Origin of the sequence: Alloalcanivorax venustensis, from assembly GCF_047495515.1 — a bacterium.
Taxonomy (GTDB): Bacteria; Pseudomonadota; Gammaproteobacteria; order Pseudomonadales; family Alcanivoracaceae; genus Alloalcanivorax; species Alloalcanivorax venustensis.
In genome coordinates this window covers 1,990,939-2,010,400 of record NZ_CP179934.1, presented here as the reverse complement: position 1 = coordinate 2,010,400, position 19,462 = coordinate 1,990,939, and the positions used below count along the sequence as shown (strand labels likewise).

Below are 19,462 nucleotides of genomic sequence, written 5' to 3'. Positions count from 1 at the left end.
TCAGTTTCCTCCTTCACGGCTCTCGAGGAGCGCCTCGAAAGCCGGGGTCATCACTTCTTCGACCCCGTCATCAGTTCGGACAATAAACAGCGCCGCCAGTTCACGCTCTTCGGCGAACGCCAGGCCCTTCTCCGGGCCGAGCACGGTGAGCGCGGTGGCGAGCCCGTCCGCGGTGGCACAACTGGAGTGTAACACGGTCACCGAGCCCAGTTTGTGCTCCACCGGCCGGCCGGTGCGCGGGTCCAGGGTGTGGGAATAGAGCTTGCCGTCTTTCTCGAAGAAATTGCGGTAGTCGCCGCTGGAGGCGATGGCCAGGTCGCGCAGCGGCACCACCTTCTCCACTTCGCGCACACCGGGGATCGGCCGTTCCACCGCCACCCGCCAGGGCAGGCCCTGGGGCTTGGTGCCGGAAGCGCGCAGTTCGCCGCCGATCTCCACCAGATAATTGCTGATACCCGCTTTTTCAAGCAGATGCGCCAGCTTATCCACGGCGAAACCCTTGGCGATGGAGGACAGATCCAGATAGACACCGCCCGGCTGCGTCAGGGTGCGGTCGTCCAGCTTCAGCTTGTGCCAGCCGACCCGCCGGCGGGCCGCCTCGATGTCTTCCGCCGCCGGCGGCTCAAAGCGTTCCGGGTCCGGCCCGAAGCCCCACAGGTTGACCAGCGGCCCCACGGTCACGTCGTAGGCGCCGTCGGTGGCCTCGGCCAGGCCCAGGGCCTCGTCCAGCACCATGGCGAAATCCGACGGCAGCACCAGGCTGCCGCCCGCCTCCAGGCCGTTGAACCGGCTGATCGCCGAATCCGGCAGGTAGGTGCTCATTTCCTGGTTGATGTCCTCCAGGGAGGACTCAATCGCGCTCTTGAGCGCCGGCACGCCGTTCTCCGGGGTGCCGGTGAACTTCACCGACCAGCTGGTGCCCATGGTGGGCCCGGAGAGCTGGGAAAGACGGTCGGTGGTGTCGTCGCAGGCGGTCAGGAGTGCGAACGCCACCAGCAGTAAGGAAAAACGAAGGAGCGGGTTTCGCATCGGCCTGCCTACGACAAGGTTGAAGGTTGAAAGCGGCTTGCAGAAATTGTGGGAGCGGGCCTTGTGGGAGCGGGCCTTGCCCGCGAAAGGGAGCGAAGCTCCCGGCAGGATCCCAGAGCCCTTTCTAACGGCAGCACAAACAACGTCTCTGGAATCCTGCCGGCAAGCGGAGCTTGCCTTTCGCGGGCTGGGCCCGCTCCCACAAGCCAAATGCCACAAGGGCCCTGGCCAGAAGGCTCACCCGCCGAAATCATCCAGCATGATGTTTTCGGGTTCGACGCCCAGGTCCTCGAGCATCTTGATCACCGAGGCGTTCATCATCGGCGGGCCGCACATGTAGTACTCGCAGTCCTCCGGCGCCGGATGGTCCTTGAGGTACATGTCGTAGACCACGTTGTGGATGAAGCCGGTGGGGCCTTCCCAGTTGTCCTCGGGCAGCGGATCGGACAGCGCCAGGTGCCACTCGAAGTTATCGTTCTCTTCGGCCAGCTTGTCGTACTCTTCCGAGTAAAAGGTCTCGCGGATCGAGCGGGCACCGTACCAGAAGCTGATCTTACGCTTGGAGTTGAGGCGCTTGAGCTGGTCGAAGATGTGGCTGCGCATGGGCGCCATGCCGGCGCCACCGCCGATGAACACCATCTCCGCGTCGGTGTCCTTGGCGAAGAACTCGCCGAAGGGCCCGAACACGGTGATCTTGTCGCCGGGCTTCAGGCTGAACACGTAGGAGCTCATCAGGCCGGGCTGAATGCCCTGGGAGCCCGGGGGCGGCGTGGCAATACGGATGTTGAACTTGAGGATGCCCTTCTCTTCCGGGTAGTTGGCCATGGAGTAGGCGCGTACCACGGTCTCGTCGCTTTTCGCCGTGAGATCGAAGAAGTTGAAGCGCTCCCAGTCACCGCGGAATTCCTCTTCGATGTCGAAGTCGGAAAACTTGATGTCGTAGGGCGGCGATTCCAGCTGCACGTAACCGCCGGCGCGGAAATCCACGTTCTCGCCTTCCGGCAGCTTCAGGGTCAGTTCCTTGATGAAGGTGGCCACGTTGGGGTTGGACACCACCTCGCATTCCCACTTCTTCACGCCGAAGAATTCCTCCGGCACCTTGATCTTCATGTCCTGCTTGACCGCCACCTGGCAGCTCAGGCGCCAGCCGTCGCGGATCTGGCCTTTGGTGAAATGGCCTTCCTCGGTGGGCAGGATGTCACCGCCGCCTTCCAGCACCTGGCAACGGCACTGCGCGCAGGTGCCGCCGCCGCCACAGGCGGAGGACAGGAAGATACCCTGGTCGGCCAGGGTGCCGAGCAGCTTGCCGCCGGCCGGGGCGTCGATGGCCTTTTCGGCATCGTTGTTGATGTCGATGTGCACATTGCCGCTGACCACCAGCCGGGAGCGGGCCACCAGAATCACCGCCACCAGTGCCAGCACGATGGTGGTGAACATGACCACGCCGAGAATAATTTCAAAACTCATGATGCTGTTTCCCCTTTACAACTGCACGCCGGAGAAGGACATGAACCCGAGCGACATCAGCCCCACGGTAATGAAGGTGATGCCCAGCCCCTTGAGGCCGTCGGGCACATCGCTGTACTTCAGTTTCTCACGGATACCGGCCAGCAGCGTGATGGCCAGGGCCCAGCCGGTGCCGGCGCCGATGCCGTAAACCAGGGACTCGCCCAGGTTGTAGTCACGCTCCACCATGAACAGGGACGCGCCGAGAATCGCGCAGTTCACCGTGATCAGCGGCAGGAACACGCCCAGCGCGTTGTAGAGGCTGGGCACGTATTTATCCAGCGTCATCTCGAGAATCTGGATCAGCGCGGCGATCACCCCGATGTAGCTGAGCAGCCCCAGGAAGCGCAGGTCCAGATTGGCCAGCGCCTCGATGCCGGTCCAGGCCAATGCGCCTTCGCCGAGCAGGTAGTTCAGGATCAGGTTGTTCACCGGCACGGTGATGGTGAGGGTCACCACCACGGCGACACCCAGACCAATGGCCGTGGAGATTTTCTTGGACACGGCGATAAAGGTGCACATGCCAAGGAAGAAAGCCAGCGCCATGTTCTCAACGAAAACGGCGCGTACGAACAGGCTCAGATAATGTTCAAACATGCTTCAAATCCTCCAGGCCGTCGCTTAGAACGCGTCGCTGACACGGGTGTGCGGCTTCATCTTGAAGTCGTCCTCTTCCACCTGCTCCGGCTTCCAGGCGCGCACCGCCCAGATAAAGAAGCCGATCAGGAAGAAGGCGCTGGGCGGCAACAACAGCAGGCCGTTGGTCTGGTACCAGCCGCCGTCGGCGACCGAGGGCAGCACCTGCACGCCGAACAGGCTGCCGGCGCCGAACAGCTCACGGATAAAGCCCAGCACCAGCAGCAGCACGGAATAGCCCAGGCCGTTACCGATGCCGTCCATGAACGACGGCAGCGGCTTGTTCTGCATGGCGAACGCTTCGGCGCGGCCCATCACGATACAGTTGGTGATGATCAGGCCGACGAACACCGACAGCTGCTTGGAGATGCTGTACGCGTAGGCTTTCAGGAACTGATCCACGACGATGACCAGCGAGGCGATGATGGTCATCTGCACGATGATCCGGATGCTCGAGGGAATGCTGTTGCGGATCGTGCTGACGAAAAAGTTGGAGAACGCCACCACCAGGGTCAGAGCGATACACATGGTGACCGTGGTGCTGAGGTTACTGGTGACCGCCAGCGCGGAGCAGATACCCAGGATCTGCAGCGCGATGGGGTTATTGTCGAAAATGGGACCGAATAACAGGTCCTTGGTTTTCTCCGCCATTACGCTTCTCCTCCGCTTTGGTTCCGCATGCGCTCAAGATAAGGACCGAAGCCCTTCTCGCCGACCCAGAACCGCACCAGGTTGCTGACGCCCTTACTGGTCAGGGTGGCGCCGGCCAGGCCGTCGACTTTGTTTTCCGCGTTGGGCGTACCGCTGTCCACGGAGCCCTTGACCACTTCGATGGCGATGTCGCCGTCTTCGTCGTAGAGCTTCTTGCCTTCCCAGAGTGCTTTCCACTTCGGGTTGTCCACTTCACCGCCCAGGCCCGGGGTTTCCCCGTGCTGGTAGAAGCCCAGACCGGCGATGGTCTTGCCGTCGGCTTCCAGGGCCATGAACCCGTACAGGGTGGACCACAGGCCGTAACCGCGCACCGGCAGGATAATGCGGCTCAGCTCGCCGTTATCCTTGCGCGCCAGGAACACCTCGGCCACGTCCGCCTGGGACTTGATGCCGGCGATGTCTTCCTCGCCGCTGAGGCGCTCGCTGCGCTCGGGATCCTTGGCGGCCTTGAGCTGGTCGTAGGAGTCCGGTTTTTCCACGTACTCGCCGGTTTCCAGATCAATGAACTTGCGCTCGATGGTGTTGAACGCCTTTTCCACGTCCATGCCCGGCTGGTACAGATCCGCGGCCTGCAGAATGTTCACGCGCCGGTCCAGGGTCTGGTTCTTCTGCTGCACCGGGCGCAGGCTCACGGCGGCGGTGGAGACCACCACCGCGCACACCAGACACACCAGGAACGCGACCAGCAGAGTCTTGCCTACGCTTTCGTTCTTTCCAGCCATTACGCCACTCCCCCGGTCCGACGCAGGCGACGACGGATGTTCGCCTGGGTAACAAAGTAGTCAATCAAGGGCGCGCACAGGTTGCCGAACAGAATCGCCAGCATGATGCCCTCCGGGAACGCCGGGTTGATCACCCGGATCAGCACCGTCATAACACCGATCAGCGCGCCGAAGATCAGCTTGCCGGTGTTGGTCATCGCCGCGGACACCGGGTCGGTGGCCATGAACACCAGGCCGAACGCCAGGCCGCCCACGGTCAGGTGCCAGTACCAGGGCATCGCGAACATCGGGTTGCTGTCGCTGCCGACGCCGTTGAACACCGCGCTCATCGCCACCATGCCCAGCAGCACGCCCAGCATGATGCGCCAGGAGGCGATCTTGGTGAACAGCAGGAAGATCGCGCCCAGGCCGATGGCGATCACCGAGGTCTCGCCGATACAACCCTGGATACCGCCCAGGAAGGTGTCCATCCAGGCCAGGCTCTGGGTGGCGCCGTTGGCGCCGGCGGCCAGGGCGTTCTCGCCCAGGCCGGCGGCGAAGTTCAGGTCGCCGCTGGCGGCCAGGGACAACGGCGTCGCGCCGGAGAAGTTGTCCACCGCGGTCCACACCGCGTCACCGGACATCTGTGCCGGGTAGGCGAAATACAGGAAGGCACGGCCCACCAGCGCCGGGTTGAGGAAGTTCTTGCCGGTGCCGCCGAACACTTCCTTGCCGATCACCACGCCGAAGGACACGCCCAGCACCACCTGCCAGAGCGGAATCGCCGGCGGCAGAATCAGAGTGAACAGGATACCGGTGACGAAGAAGCCCTCGTTCACCTCATGGCCACGCTTCCACGCGAACAGGGCTTCCCAGAAGAAGCCGGTGAGGTAGACGGTGGCCAGAATCGGCACATAGTAGACCAGGCCGTGCAGCATATTGGCCCAGAAGCTCTGGTAGTCGAAGCCCGCCAGCATGGCCACCAGGTCGGCGCGCCAGCCGGGGATGGCGTCGTAACCGAACTCGGTGATCTGCAGGTTGGCCTGATAACCGGTGTTGTAGAGGCCGAACAGGATCGCCGGGAAGGTGGCGAACCAGACCGTCATCATGATCCGCTTCAGGTCGATGCCGTCGCGCACGTGGGCGGCGGACCGGGTCACCGAATCCGGGCTGTACAGCATGGTGTCGAACATCTCGAAGAAGACGTAGTACTTCTCGAGCTTGCCGCCCTCGTGGAAATGAGGCGCGATTTTGTCGTCGATGTAGTTTCTCAGGCCCATCTCAGCTCTCCACCTCGATCGTGGTCAGGTTGTCGCGCAGAATCGGCCCGTACTCGTACTTGCCGGGGCACACGTAGGTGCACAGCGCCAGGTCCTCTTCCACTACTTCCAGCGCGCCCAGCGCGATGGCGGAATCGGTGTCGCCGACGATCAGCGAGCGCAACAGTTGAGTGGGCAGAATGTCCAGCGGCATCACCTGCTCGTAGGCACCGATCGGTACCATGGCGCGCTCACTGCCGTTGGTGGTGGTGGTCAGATTGAAGCGCTTGCCGGGCATCAGCTTGGACAGATAAATGTTCATCACCGAGAAGCGGTTGGGCCCCGGTGAGATATACCCCAGCAACTGCCGCTCGCGGCCTTCGCGCAGCACCGTCACCTGGTTGCTGAAACGGCTCAGGAACATCAGCGGGCCGCGGGCGTGATGGCCGTTGAACACGGAGCCGCCCACGATGCGATTGTCGCCGTCCTTGAGTTCACCGCGCGTGAAGTCTTCCATGCCGGCACCCACGCGGGTGCGCATCAGACGCGGCGTTTTTACCTGGGGACCGGTCAGCGCCACTACCCGGTCGGTGCTGATCTTGCCCTCGGTGAACAACTTGCCGATGGCGATCACTTCCTGATAGCCCACCGTCCAGACGGTCTTGGCAAGGCTGACAGGGTCAAGATAATGCACATGGGTGCCGGCGTTGCCCGCCGGGTGCTTGCCGGTGAAGGTTTCTTCACGGATCTGGCCTTCGGCGAAGGCCGGCAGATCACCGCCCGGCGCGCGGCACACCCAGACCGGGCCGTCAGTGAGGCGGCCCAGCACGGCGAGACCGTGGCGGAAGCTGCTCTCGTTGGCCTTGATCACCACCGCCGGGTCCTGCGCCAGGGGGTTGGTGTCCATGGCGGTGACGAAAATCGAGTTGGGGGTGGTGCCGGGCGCCGGCACCTTGCCGAACGGGCGGGTGCGCAGCAGCGTCCACTCGCCGGAATCGATCAGCTGGCGCTGTACCGCCTCGCGGTCCAGGGAAGCCAGGGCGGCGGCGTCATGGGCGTCGAACTCGACCTCGTCTTCCTGGTCGGCCACCTCGATCACCACCGACTGCAGCACGCGCTTGTGGCCGCGGTTGATCGCCACCACCTTACCGGCGGCGGGGGCGGTGTATTTCACGCCATCGGTCTTTTTATCCGTGAAGAGCAGCTGGCCCTTCTTGACCGTGTCGCCTTCGCGGACCTCCATGGTCGGCTTCATCCCCATGTAGTCGCCGCCGAGCACGGCGACAGAACGGACCTGATGACCCTCCTCAATCGCCTGGCGTGGCGCGCCAGCGATGGGCAGGTCAAGCCCCTTCTTGATTTTGATCATAGTGTCTCGCCCACGTTGCGTGTTCTGAAGTCAAGCGGTGCTTTCCCCGGATGGCCGCGATGGAGGCGGAGGTGGGAAGGCGGCGCCATTATAATGACCGAGTGGTTCGGATGCCAGGACTGACCGTGTGGCTATTAGTCGAAAAAAAGCCCGCGATAGCGGGCTTTTCCTTGGCTGACGGCTCAATCCTTGGGGTAAATCGGGTATTCCACCCCGGACAGTTGCTGCAGAAGCCGCACCACCTGGCAGCTGTAGCCGAACTCATTGTCGTACCAGACATAAAGCACGCAGTGTCGGCCGTTGACGATGGTGGCCTCGGCGTCCACCACCGACGCGTGCCGGGAGCCCACGAAGTCCGTGGACACCGCGTCCGGGCTGCGGATGAAGTCCAGCTGACGCTGCAGCGGCGAGTGCAGGCTCACCCAGCGCAGGTAGTCGTTGAGCTCCTCAAGGGTGGTTTCCTGCTCCAGGGTCAGGTTGAGAATCGCCATGGAGACGTCCGGGGTCGGCACCCGGATGGAGTTGCCGCTGAGCTTGCCGCCCAGCTCCGGCAGCGCCTTGGCGGCGGCCGTGGCGGCCCCGGTCTCGGTCAGCACCATGTTCAGCGGCGCGGCCCGGCCCCGGCGCGGACCCTTGTGGAAGTTGTCCAGCAGGTTCTGGTCGTTGGTGTAGGAGTGCACCGTCTCCACGTGGCCGTACTCAATGCCGAACTTGTCGCTGAGCGCCTTGAGCGGCGGCACGATGGCGTTGGTGGTGCAGCTCGCCAGGGACAGAATGGTGTCGCTGTCCTCCACCATGCCGTGGTTGACGCCGGGCACGATGTTCTTGATGTCGCCCTTGCCGGGCGCGGTGAGGATCGCCTTGCTGATGCCCGGGCACTTCAGGTGCTGGCCGAGACCCTCGCGGTCCCGCCATTTGCCGGTGTTGTCCACCAGCAGCGCGTCCTTGATGCCGTACTGGGTGTAGTCGATCGCCGACGGATCATTGGCGTAAATGATCTTGATGTAGTTGCCGTTGGCGATGATCGCGTTGTCTTCCTCGTCCACGGCGATGGTGCCGGCGAACGGGCCGTGCACGGAATCGCGGCGCAGCAGGCTGGCGCGCTTCTGCAGGTCGCCCTTGCCGGTCTCGCGGACCACCACGGCCTTCAGGCGCAGGCCGTCGCCGGAGCCGGTCTTCTCGATCAGCAGGCGGGCCAGCAGGCGGCCGATACGGCCGAAGCCGTACAGCACCACGTCGGTCTGGCCCGGCAGGTCCACCTTATCGTTGACCGCCTCGCCCAGCTCCTCGCGGACGTAGTCCTCGACGGACAGGCCACGGCTGTCCTTCTTGTACTCCACCGCCAGCTTGCCGATGTCCAGGCGGCAGGGGCCCAGATCCAGCTTGGTCACTTCCTGCAGGATCGGGAAGGAATCGACCACGGAAAGACCGCTCTCGAACAGCTCGGAGTCCTCGATCTGCTTGACGAAGCGATGGGTCTTGAGGATCTGGATCACGGAATTGTTGACCAGGGACCGGCTGTACACGGTGGTGGTCACGTTCTTCTCGCGGTAGAGGCGGCCGATCATGGGGATCATGGCCTCTGCGATTTCTTCGCGGTTTTTCCAGCGTCCGAAGTGGTCTTCCAGTTTGTTCACGGCTGCGCCCCTCATCGGTTTGGGTTGGCGGTCATGGGGGCGCGCATGATAGCGCCAAACCCGCGCATCTTCCAGGGTACTTACACCGGGTCTTCGCCCGGCCGCAGCCGCATCAGCCCTTCCTGGGCCACCGAGGCCACCAGAGTGCCGTCGCGGCGGTAGATGGCGCCGAAGGTCAGCCCCCGCGCGCCGGCGGCGCCGGGGCTCTCGCAGTGGTAGAGCAGCCAGTCGTCCACCCGCAGGTCGTCATAGAACCACATGGCGTGGTCCAGGCTGGCGCACTGCACGTTGCTCTGCCAGAAGGTCATGCCGTGGGGCTGCATGGCGGTGCCCATGAAACCGAAATCCGAACAATAAGTCAGCAACGCCTTGTGGGTCATGCGGTCCGCCTCGATCGGGTCCGGCACCCGGAACCAGAACTGCTTGAGCGGCTCGCGGGACTCCGGGGCGAACACGTCGCGCGGCGTCACCGGGCGGAACTCCACCGGCCGCTCGCGCAGAAAGGCGGCGCGGAACTGCTCGGGAATGCGGTCCGCCACCCGCAGGCGGGCGCTCTCGTCGCTCTCCAGATCCTCCGGCGCCGGCACGTCCGGCATCGGCGTCTGGTGGCGGCTGCCCTCCTCTTCCACCTGGAATGACGTGGACAGACTAAAAATGGGACGGCCGTGCTGAATCGCGTTGACCCGGCGGGTGGTGAAGCTCTTGCCGTCGCGGATCCGGTCCACGTCGTAGACCACCGGCTGGCGGATATCCCCGGGCCGCAGGAAATAGGCGTGCAGGGAGTGCACCGGGCGGTCCTCCGGCACCGTCATCGAGGCCGCCAGCAACGCCTGCCCGGCCACCAGGCCGCCGAAGATACTGCTCTGCCCGTTGGCCTCGCTGAGCCCCCGGAACAGGTTGTCCTCCAGCGGCTCCAGGCGGAACCGCTGCATCAATTCACTGACTGATTCCCTCATGCTCTCTCCCCTACCGCGACCGGGCCAATAAAAACGGCGAAGATGTTACCACAACTCAGCGGGAGCAAGCCTTGTGCGAGCGGGCTTGTGGGAGCGGGCCCCGCCCGCGAAAGGGAGCGGAGCTCCCGGCAGGATGCCAGAGACGCTGTTTGTAACTCCGTTAGAAAGGCCTCTGGTATCCTGCCGGCCGGCTTTGCCGGCCTTTCGCTTGCAGGCAAGCTCCCACAGGGCAAGCTCCCAAACCGGCACACCGGTGGGGTACAATGCGCGCCCTCTGCTGGAGACGAAATGACGCTGTTACCCGATACCCCGCTGTTCCCCACCGGTCAGGACCACTACAAAGACTGGCAAGGCCTGTCCGACGGCAGCCTGGCCGCCGTGCTCGCCGAGGTGGCGCGCGCCGCCGACGGCCCCTTGCTGGTGGCCGCGCCGGACAGCAGCCGCGCCCAGCAGCTGGCGGATGCCCTGGGGTTTTACCTTGCAGGCAACCCGGGCGCCGCCGGCGAGGTGCCGGTGATGCTGTTCCCGGACTGGGAGACCCTGCCCTACGACCTGTTCAACATCGTCAGCGACCGCATCCGGGTGCTGAACTGGCTGCACGGCGCCGGCACCGGCGTGCTGGTGGTGCCGGTGAACACCCTGATGCAGCGCATCGCGCCGCCGCTGCACATCAGCGGCAACAGTTTCATGCTGCGGGTGGGCGAAACCTTCGATATGGAGACCACCCGCGCGCGGCTGGTGGACTGCGGCTACCGGCAGCGCGACAACGTCTACGAGCACGGCGAATTCGCGGTGCGCGGCGCCATCATGGACGTCTTCCCGATGGGCTCGGAGCAGCCGTTCCGGGTCGAGCTGTTTGACGAGGACATCGAGTCGCTGCGCCTGTTCGACCCGGAGTCCCAGCGCTCCACCGGCCAGGTCAGCGAGATCAACCTGCTGCCCGCCGCCGAGTACCCGCTCAGCGCCGAGGGCATCCGCCGGTTCCGCACCGCCTTCCGCGACACCTTCGACGTGGACCCACGCAAGGTGCCGCTCTATCAGGACGTGTCCGAGGGCATCGCCACCCCGGGCCTGGAATACTATCTGCCGCTGTTTTTCGACGGTCTGGCCACCCTGTTCGACTACCTGCCCGGCAAGGCGCGGGCGGTGGAGATGGCCGGCTGTGAAGAGGCCGCCCGACACTTCTGGGACGAGGTCAGCGCCCGTTACGAGCAACGCCGCCACGACATCCGCCGGCCGGTGCTGCCGCCGACGGACCTGTTCCTGCGCCCGGATCAGCTCAACAGCGCCTGGCAGACCCTGCCCCGGGCCCGCCAGAAGGATTCGGAGCAGGCGGTGCGCTTCGACGTGGAGGTGCCGCCCACGGTGTCCGCCGACGCCAAGGCGCGCAACCCGCTGGCGCCGCTGCACACCTTCGCCGACGCCCACCCGGACACCCGCATTCTGGTGGTGGCGGAAACCGCCGGCCGCCGCGAGGCGCTGCTGGAGATGATTCAGAAGATCGGCATCCAGCCGGTGATGAAGGAGGGCTGGGCGCATTTCATCAACGAACCGGACCGCTGGGCGCTCACCCGCGGCGAGCTGGACGCCGGCTTCTACGCCCCCGACCACGACCTGCTGGTGGTCACCGAAAACGAGCTCTACGGCGAGCGGGTAATGCAACGCCGCCGCCGGCGCACCAGCGAGGAAAGCGGCAACGAGCTGGGCATCCGCACCCTGGGCGAGATCAGCCCCGGCGCGGCGGTGGTGCACCTGGACCACGGCGTCGGCCGCTACCAGGGCCTGGTGCACATGGAGGTGGACCGCCAGCAACACGAATTCCTGCTGCTGGAGTACGCCGGCGGCGACAAGCTCTATGTGCCGGTGTCCTCGCTGCATCTGATCAGCCGGTACGGCGGCGCGGACAACCCGCCGCTCAATCGCCTCGGCACCGAGCAGTGGACCAAGGCGCGCCAAAAAGCGGCGGAGAAGATCCACGACGTGGCCGCCGAGCTGCTCAACACCTACGCCCGCCGGGAAGCCCGCCAGGGGCGCGCCTTCGCGGTGGAAGCGGAAGACTACGAGCGCTTCGCCGCCGGCTTCCCGTTCGAGGAGACCCCGGACCAGGAGAGCGCCATCCGCGCGGTGCTCAGCGACATGCAGCTGGCCAAGCCCATGGACCGGCTGGTGTGCGGCGACGTCGGCTTCGGCAAGACCGAGGTGGCCATGCGCGCCGCCTTCGTGGCGGTGCAAAAAGGCGCCCAGGTGGCGGTGCTGGTGCCCACCACCCTGCTCGCCCAGCAACACTACGAATCCTTTATCGACCGCTTCGCCGACTGGGCGGTGAACGTGGAAGTGCTGTCCCGGTTCCGCAACGCCAAGGACCGCGCCGACGTGCTCAAGCGGCTGGAAAGCGGCAAGGTGGACATCATCGTCGGCACCCACCAGCTGTTGCAGGAATCGGTGGCCTTCCACGACCTGGGGCTGATCATCGTCGACGAGGAGCACCGCTTCGGCGTGCGCCACAAGGAGCGCCTGAAGGAAATGCGCGCCGAGTGCGACATCCTCACCCTCACCGCCACGCCGATCCCGCGTACTCTGAACATGGCGATGAGCGGCATGCGCGATATTTCCATTATCGCCACGCCGCCGCAGAAGCGGCTGTCGGTGAAAACCTTCGTGCAGCAAAAAGACGACACCGCCATCAAGGAAGCGATCCTGCGCGAGCTGCTGCGCGGCGGTCAGGTTTACTACCTGCACAACGACATCGACACCATGGCGCGCACCGCCGAGGACATTCGCAAGCTGGTGCCCGACGCCCGGGTGGGCATCGCCCACGGGCAGATGCGCGAGCGCGAGCTGGAAGCGGTGATGAGCGACTTCTACCACCGCCGCTTCAACGTGCTGGTGTGTTCCACCATTATTGAAACCGGCATCGACGTGCCCAGCGCCAACACCATCATCATCGAGCGCGCCGACAAGCTCGGCCTGGCGCAGCTGCACCAGCTGCGCGGGCGCGTGGGCCGCAGCCACCACCAGGCCTACGCCTACCTCACCACCCCCGGGCCGCGCGCCATGACCAAGGACGCCCTCAAGCGTCTGGAAGCCATCGAGCAGGCCACCGACCTGGGCGCCGGCTTCGTGCTGGCCAGCCAGGACCTGGAGATTCGCGGCGCCGGCGAACTGCTCGGCGAAGAGCAGCACGGCAACATGGAGAGCATCGGCTTTTCGCTGTACATGGAAATGCTCGAGCAGGCGGTGGAAGCGCTCAAGCGCGGCGAGCAGCCGGACACCGCCAAGCCGCTGTCCGGCGGCCCGGAAGTGAACCTGCGCATTCCGGCGCTGATTCCCGAGGACTACCTGCCCGACGTCTACACCCGCCTGACGCTGTACAAGCGCATTGCCGGCAGCAAGAACGCCGACCAGCTCAAGGAACTGCAGGTGGAAATGATCGACCGCTTCGGGCTGCTGCCGGACCCGGTGAAGAATCTGTTCCAGGTCACCGAGCTGCGGCAACAGGCGGAAAAGCTGGGCATCACCCGGCTCGACGCCCACGGCCGCGGCGGCAAGCTGGAATTCGCCGAGCGCACCCCGGTGGACCCGCTCACCATCGTCAAACTGGTGCAGTCCGGACCCAACGTCTACAAGCTGGAAGGCGCCAGCACCCTCCGTTTCGAACTGGAATCCGAAACCGCGCAGGAGCGCATTGAGGTGGTAGGGGAAGTCCTGAACCGCCTGAGCGGCTCAAACGCTTAAAACAACGGGTGGGAGCGAACTGGTGGGAGCGGGCCCTGCCCGCGAAAGGCCGGCAAAGCCGGCCGGCGGGATCCCAGAGAGCTTTCTAAAGGCGCGCAAACAATGTCTCTGGAATCCTGCCGGGAGCTTCGCTCCCTTTCGCGGGCTGGGCCCGCTCCTACAAGTCCTCCGCTTTAGTGGTGCCCGCCGCTGGCGGCGACTTGCTCGCCGGGCAGCCAGTCCACCACGCCTTTCACCGCCACCGGCTCACCGTCCACGGTGACCGGCAGTGACCAGGTGGCCACCTGGGCGCGGCGCCCCGCCTCGGACACCTTTTCCGGCGGCCGCAGATCGCCGTAGGTGGCGCGCGGCTCGGTCCAGGTGTAGCGGGAACCGCCGGCCACCTTCACCCATTGCGGCTCGCCCTGTTCCTGGTTGGCGTTCATAAAGCTGCCGCCGGGGCCGATGCGCAGATGCGCGCGACCTTCAGCGTCCGCCACCACCACCGGCTTGCCGCTCTGGTTATGAATGTGCACCGCCGGCACGGTGCCCGGCGCCAGGCTCACGGAAACGCCCTCGACCGGTTCCGGGTCCGAGGTCAGCCGCGACTGAAAGGATCCGGGCGGCAGCGGCTCGTAGCGGAATTCACCGGCCAGGGTGCTTTCCTCACCGTCGAGCCGCACCGGCACCGACCACTGGCTGATCGCCGCCGGCTTGCCGGCGTGCTCCATGTCGTGGGGCACTTCAATTTCATCGGTGCGCAGGCGGGGATCGAACCAGCCCCAGTTGGGTTCCTTGTGCACCAGCGCCCAGCGCGGCTCCGCGTCCTGGCTGGCGCCTTCGGGAATCGGCACGCCGCGGGCGGCAGTCTGGCTGCGGTACCAGGCCGGGCTGGCCAGGTCCGCCAGCACGCCCTGCTCGTTGATACGCAGGAACACCCGCCCTTCCTGGTCGAAAATCTCCAGGGTGCGTGGGCTGTCGTTGGCCACCACCAATTGCGGCGCCACCGTCGTCTGCACCTGGGCGTTGATGCCCTCCAGGGTGTCCGACAGCGGCGCCAGCCGCGCCTTCACCGCCTTGGCCTCCGGCCCGTGGGCCAGGGCCAGAGTGGGCGCCGTGGCAAGCACGGCACCCAGCAACCAGGCGGCAAGACGAGCGTGGGTATTGCGGTTACGTCTCGTCATGTCGGCTCCTTAACGTTGCACCACCAGACCCGGCGTGCTGGAAGGCAGCATCACCTGAACCGGTGCGGATACGGACGGCACCACCATGCCGGAACCGTCACTGGCGACGCGGTTCACGAACAGCATGTAGTGACCGGCCGGCATCACCGCCGCGTTCTCCGGAATCTGCACACGCACGCTGTTGCCGTTGGCGGTGTGCGGCAGCACCACGTTGCGCTGATCACCGTCCACCAGGTGGGTCAGGCTGGTGCGGCGCACCATCATGACTTCATTGATGGCCGAAGCGTCGTCCACCGCGATTTCAATGGTGTCACCGTGATCCACTTCACTCGGCGCCTGGATGATTTCCGGACGGTCCTTGAACACGTACGGCGGGCTGTAGATCTCGAAGGACGGGTCACGACCGTCGTTCGGGGACAGGCCCAGCTCTTCCAGGTTGAGGCTGAACAGGTAGGCGGTGTTGATCGGCGCGTGGCCGCCCACCAGCACCCGGCCGTCGGGCAGCAACAGCGCGGTGTTGTGGTAGGTGCGCGGGTTCAGCGAGGTGGCCATTTCGGTCCACTCGCCGGTCTCGGGATCAAACCGTTCGGTCATCTGTACCGGGGTGGCGGAACCGGGCAGGACCACTTCGTCCCGGTTGGCGCCGTTGAACGCCATCACGGAGCCGTCGGGCAGCAGCACACCGGTGGAGTACCAGCGCGGGCCGTTCAGGTTACCGACGATCTCGGAGGAGTAGCGCATGCCGGTTTCGGTGTCCGCGTTCACTTCCACCGTGTCCAGACGGCTGTTGGGCACCGCCAGGTAGCTGCCCGGGCTGGTGGCCGCCACCGCGCCCAGCACGCCGCCGGCGGTGAGGAAGCTGGCTTCACTGTAGTTGCCGCTCTCGTCCTGACGCAGGGGCATCATGATGGAGAAGCTGGAACCGCGGAAGCCGGCGCCGATCAGACGGTTGGCCACCTGCGGGTCGGCCACGTCGCCGAGCACGTTTTCAAGCTGTTCCAGGCTGTTGAGCGGATCGCCCAGCAGGTTGGTCAGCAGACCTTCGCCGGTGCCGATCAGATCTTCCAGCAGGTTCGGGCTGGTCAGGGTCAGCGCGGAGGTGATGCGCTCCAGGCCCAGCTCGTCGAGCTGCACGTTCAGGCCGGCGTAGCCCAGGTCGGTCCACAGCTGTTCTTCCGGATCGTAAGCGGAAACGAAGTTCCACTGCGCCTGGTTGTAGGACTGGCCGAACGGGTTGAACGCCTGACCGGCCGCGTTATAGAACACCTGGCCGTTGGGCAGCAGGTGCAGACGCGGGTACAGCGGCAGCGGCTTACCGGCGGTGGTGTCGAGGCCCGGCAGCGGACGCTCGCCGTTCTCGGACCAGGTGCCGGTATCGAGATCGTAGGTTTCGCTGGTGCGCACGTTGTCCGCGGACTGCAGCAGTTCGCGCAGGCCGGTGCTCTCACCGCCGAGCAACGCGCCGGTGTAGACCGGCTTGAGCAGCTTGGTCACGCCGCTGGCCACGAACACGTCGCCGTCCGGCAGGGTCACCATGCTGGGGTACCAGCGACCGTGGTTCATGTGGCCGGTCTGGGTCCAGCTGTTGTCTTCCGGATTGAAGATACGAGCGTCTTTCAGGCCTTCCAGCTCCACCACACCGATGTCATCGGGCACGCTGATTTCGCCGAAGTTACTGGGCAGCGGCACCTCGTTATCGATGGAGCCCAGCACGTCGCGGGCCTGCGGGAACACGGAACCCAGGGACGGCTCGGTGTAGTAGTCGGTGCCGCCCACCGCCATGATGCGGCCGTCGGCGAGCTGGATCACGTCGGCGCAGAACAGCGCGCCATCGTTACCGTTGGTGCTTTCCGCGTCGGAAAGCTCGGCGCCGGGCAGCAGCGTGTCGCTGTCGTTGCCATCAACATTGGCGCCGCCGCGTACCGGCGACGGACGCTGCCAGGAGATCTGGTCGTCGGCACCGGCGGGGCCGAAGTTCAGCACCCGGGTCTGGTCGTTCACCGACACGAAGCCGAATTCGGCGACGATGGAGAACTCCACGTTTTCCGTGCCTTCCAGGGCGTTGAAATAGATCAACCGGTTATCCGGCAACAGCGCGATGGAACCGGCGGCGGGCTTACAGCGCAAGGCACCGTCCGCGTCCTCCAGACATTTGTCCTCGGTGGTCACCACTTTCAGGTTGTCGCCGGTGCTGGAATCGCTGTAGCGGATGGTGGGCTCGGCAAACGGGCCTTCAAATTTACCCACCAGACACTCATCGCCTTCACAGCTGTACTGACGACCACTGAAAGACGATCCCTGAGGCGCCGGGGCAGGCGCCATCGGATCGTCAGCGCGGGGCGTGCCGGGGTCGGTGGCGGGGGTACCGCCACCACCGCCGCCGGTGCTGGCCGTTGTGCCGGCACCACTGGAACCGCTGTCGCCGCCACAGGCGATCAGCGCCGTGGTCAGCAAGCCCAGTCCGATAAGCCGTTCAAGGTTTTTCATTTGTCTCTCTCCCGAGGGCGTTGTTATTCAAACCTGAGGTGTTCAAAACCAATCAGTGAGACGCGATGTATACGTCTTCTCACGCAAGATTGTGCGCCGGGGGAAAGAGGGGCGTCATGAAGGTAGTGCCAGGTCTTACCACATCACGACAGTTATTCACCGCATGAACATGCGGCTTAACAAAGACGCCTTAAAATTTTCACGCGCTGCTGACGGGGAAAACAAATTGAGGGGGTTTGTGTAGCGGAATCAAGCACTTATGGAGACTAACGTACTAATACCAAAGAACGATTGCAAGCGCGGCGGATCAGATCACACCGCCTGGCCGGCGCACCAGCCGCTCGCCCAGGCCCACTGGAAATTGAAGCCGCCCAGCTCGCCGGTCACGTCCAGTGCTTCGCCGATAAAATACAAACCGGGCACGCTTTTCACTTCGAACGTCTTGGAGGAAACCGCGTCCGTGTCGATGCCGCCCAGGGTCACTTCGGCGGTGCGGTAGCCCTCCGTGCCGGACGGCTTGAACCGCCAGCCTTTCAATACCGAGGCGATTTCCGCCAGGGCCTCGTTGCTGTAATGCTGCAACGGTCCGGACCAGCCGAAGTGCTCGGCCAGCGCGGCGGCCAGCCGCTGCGAGAAAAACCCCCGCAGCCACTTTTCCACGCCGGCGGCGGGCTGCGCCTTGCGCGCCTCGCGCAACGCCGCCAGCGGGTCCGCCAGGGCCGGCAGCCAGTCCACGGTCACCGCCTCCCCCGGCGACCAGAAGCTGGAAACCTGCAACATCGCCGGACCGGACAGACCACGGTGGGTGATCAACATGGGCTCGGCGAACGCGCGCCCCCCGGCCTCGGCCCGCACCTCGGCGCTGACGCCGCTGAGTGCCGCCAGCCATTCCTTATCGGCGGGCTGCAGCGTGAACGGCACCAACCCGGCCCGGGTGGGCAGCACCCGCAGACCGAATTGCTCCGCCACCCGGTAGGCGAACGGGCCGGCGCCCAGGGTCGGAATCGACAGCCCGCCGCTGGCGATCACCAGCTTGTCACAGCGAATCGATTCGCCTTCGGCGCGCAGCACAAAGCCGTCGTCCCCCAACGCTTGTGATGAGGCGCCACTGTCGGCGCCCTCGCCCACCGGCCGGTTGTTAATGTGCGTCACCGATGTCTTGAGGCGCACCTCGGCCCCGGCCCACTCGCACTCGGTAAGCAGCACCTGAAGAATCGCCTTGCTGGAGGTGTCGCAGAACAACTGGCCCGGCGCCTTCTCCACATGACCGACGCCGTGACGCTCCACCATCTCGACGAAGTGCCAGGGGCTGTAGCGGTGCAACGCGGATTTGCAGAAATGCGGGTTGGCGGACACGAAATGGTCCGGCGTGGTGTTCAGGTTGGTGAAATTGCAGCGCCCGCCGCCGGACATCAGGATCTTCTTGCCGGCCTTGTTGGCGTGGTCCAGCACCAGCACCGAGCGGCCGCGGTAACCGGCGCTGGCGGCGCACATCAAACCCGCCGCGCCGGCACCGATTACCACCACATCGTACTGCTGCATTCGCTTAGCCGGCTGCGAGGGTGGCGAGCGCGCGGCGGACATCGCTCATGCCGGTGTGCAGCACCGCTTCGATTTCCGCCATGGTGATTTCCCGGTTGGCCTTGCCGGCGGCCGGGTTCACCACCAGCGACAGCATCGCATAGGGGATGCCCAGCTCGCGGGCGAGCACCGCTTCCGGCATGCCGGTCATGCCGACGATGTCGCAGCCGTCGCGCTCCAGGCGCAGTATCTCGGCGGCGGTTTCCAGGCGCGGCCCCTGGGTGGCGGCGTAGCAGCCGCCGTCCACCCATTGCAGGCCGGCGCGCTCCAACGCACCGCGCAGCCGGCGCCGCAGCACCGGGTCGAACGGCCAGCTGAAGTCCACGTGCACCAGCGGGTCGTTCGGGTCGTCGAACAGGGTGCTGTCGCGGCCCCAGGTGTAGTCGATGATCTGCTCGGGCAACACCAACGCGCCGGCCGGGGCGGTGATGCCGCCCACCGCGTTGACCGCCACGATGGCGGTGGCGCCGGCGTCCTTGAGGGCCTGCATGTTGGCCCGGTAGTTCACCTGGTGCGGCAGCCACACATGGGGGTCGCCGTGGCGGGCCAGGAACAGCACCGGCACACCGTTGAGCTCGCCTTCCGCCACCGGCGCCGAGGGCTTGCCGTAGCGGGTCTCGATATCGTGCCGGTGACGAATCTCGAGGTCGTCCATGCGGGTGAGGCCGGTACCGCCGATAAATGCCAGCACC

At 65.2% G+C, this 19,462-nt stretch carries 14 protein-coding genes; 1 reads left to right on the top strand and 13 read right to left on the bottom strand.

What is annotated here, in order from left to right; genetic code table 11:
• The 9 genes from ACMG4O_RS09455 to ACMG4O_RS09415 all read right to left on the bottom strand — a co-directional run bounded on the left by ACMG4O_RS09455 (position 1) and on the right by ACMG4O_RS09415 (position 9,804).
• On the bottom strand, positions 1-1,029 hold the full coding sequence (locus ACMG4O_RS09455; protein ID WP_194856521.1) for an FAD:protein FMN transferase: 1,029 nt from the start codon (positions 1,027-1,029) through the stop codon (positions 1-3).
• Between the two features lie 237 nt (positions 1,030-1,266).
• Positions 1,267-2,496, bottom strand: coding sequence for an NADH:ubiquinone reductase (Na(+)-transporting) subunit F (gene nqrF / locus ACMG4O_RS09450; protein WP_142949415.1), 1,230 nt, complete (start codon positions 2,494-2,496; stop codon positions 1,267-1,269).
• A gap of 15 nt (positions 2,497-2,511) precedes the next feature.
• Positions 2,512-3,132: an NADH:ubiquinone reductase (Na(+)-transporting) subunit E gene (gene nqrE / locus ACMG4O_RS09445; protein ID WP_142949416.1), complete on the bottom strand. Its 621-nt coding sequence runs from the start codon at positions 3,130-3,132 to the stop codon at positions 2,512-2,514.
• A 24-nt stretch (positions 3,133-3,156) separates the two neighbouring features.
• Positions 3,157-3,822 (bottom strand): NADH:ubiquinone reductase (Na(+)-transporting) subunit D, encoded by a 666-nt coding sequence (locus ACMG4O_RS09440; RefSeq protein WP_142949417.1) that lies wholly within the window; start codon positions 3,820-3,822, stop codon positions 3,157-3,159.
• On the bottom strand, positions 3,822-4,604 hold the full coding sequence (locus tag ACMG4O_RS09435) for a Na(+)-translocating NADH-quinone reductase subunit C (protein ID WP_142949418.1): 783 nt from the start codon (positions 4,602-4,604) through the stop codon (positions 3,822-3,824). Before ACMG4O_RS09435 ends, ACMG4O_RS09440 begins: the two co-directional genes overlap by 1 nt.
• Positions 4,604-5,863 (bottom strand): NADH:ubiquinone reductase (Na(+)-transporting) subunit B, encoded by a 1,260-nt coding sequence (locus ACMG4O_RS09430; RefSeq protein ID WP_335628541.1) that lies wholly within the window; start codon positions 5,861-5,863, stop codon positions 4,604-4,606. The genes ACMG4O_RS09435 and ACMG4O_RS09430 overlap by 1 nt, the downstream gene beginning before the upstream one ends.
• 1 nt (position 5,864) lies before the next feature.
• Positions 5,865-7,211 carry a Na(+)-translocating NADH-quinone reductase subunit A gene (locus tag ACMG4O_RS09425; protein ID WP_194856519.1) on the bottom strand — a complete coding sequence of 449 codons (1,347 nt, stop codon included), beginning with the start codon at positions 7,209-7,211 and terminating at the stop codon, positions 5,865-5,867.
• A gap of 182 nt (positions 7,212-7,393) precedes the next feature.
• On the bottom strand, positions 7,394-8,848 hold the full coding sequence (locus ACMG4O_RS09420; RefSeq protein ID WP_323745385.1) for a glyceraldehyde-3-phosphate dehydrogenase: 1,455 nt from the start codon (positions 8,846-8,848) through the stop codon (positions 7,394-7,396).
• An 80-nt stretch (positions 8,849-8,928) separates the two neighbouring features.
• Positions 8,929-9,804 (bottom strand): acyl-CoA thioesterase, encoded by an 876-nt coding sequence (locus tag ACMG4O_RS09415; protein ID WP_185956943.1) that lies wholly within the window; start codon positions 9,802-9,804, stop codon positions 8,929-8,931.
• A 288-nt stretch (positions 9,805-10,092) separates the two neighbouring features.
• Here ACMG4O_RS09415 and mfd point away from each other — a divergent pair, with 288 nt between their 5' ends.
• The gene (mfd, locus tag ACMG4O_RS09410) at positions 10,093-13,539 is read left to right on the top strand and encodes a transcription-repair coupling factor (protein ID WP_414433687.1); all 3,447 of its coding nucleotides are present in this window, start codon (positions 10,093-10,095) and stop codon (positions 13,537-13,539) included.
• A 173-nt stretch (positions 13,540-13,712) separates the two neighbouring features.
• On the opposite strand, the gene ACMG4O_RS09405 is transcribed toward mfd, so the two are convergent.
• The 4 genes from ACMG4O_RS09405 to ACMG4O_RS09390 all read right to left on the bottom strand — a co-directional run bounded on the left by ACMG4O_RS09405 (position 13,713) and on the right by ACMG4O_RS09390 (position 19,461).
• On the bottom strand, positions 13,713-14,702 hold the full coding sequence (locus ACMG4O_RS09405) for a hypothetical protein (protein ID WP_414433686.1): 990 nt from the start codon (positions 14,700-14,702) through the stop codon (positions 13,713-13,715).
• Between the two features lie 9 nt (positions 14,703-14,711).
• Positions 14,712-17,189 carry a galactose oxidase-like domain-containing protein gene (locus tag ACMG4O_RS09400; protein ID WP_414433685.1) on the bottom strand — a complete coding sequence of 826 codons (2,478 nt, stop codon included), beginning with the start codon at positions 17,187-17,189 and terminating at the stop codon, positions 14,712-14,714.
• 312 nt (positions 17,190-17,501) lie between these two features.
• Entirely contained in the window at positions 17,502-18,731 is a 1,230-nt protein-coding gene (locus ACMG4O_RS09395) for an NAD(P)/FAD-dependent oxidoreductase (RefSeq protein WP_194856515.1), read from the bottom strand.
• A 4-nt stretch (positions 18,732-18,735) separates the two neighbouring features.
• Positions 18,736-19,461: an S-methyl-5'-thioinosine phosphorylase gene (locus ACMG4O_RS09390; protein ID WP_414433684.1), complete on the bottom strand. Its 726-nt coding sequence runs from the start codon at positions 19,459-19,461 to the stop codon at positions 18,736-18,738.
• Position 19,462: the final 1 nt, after the last annotated feature.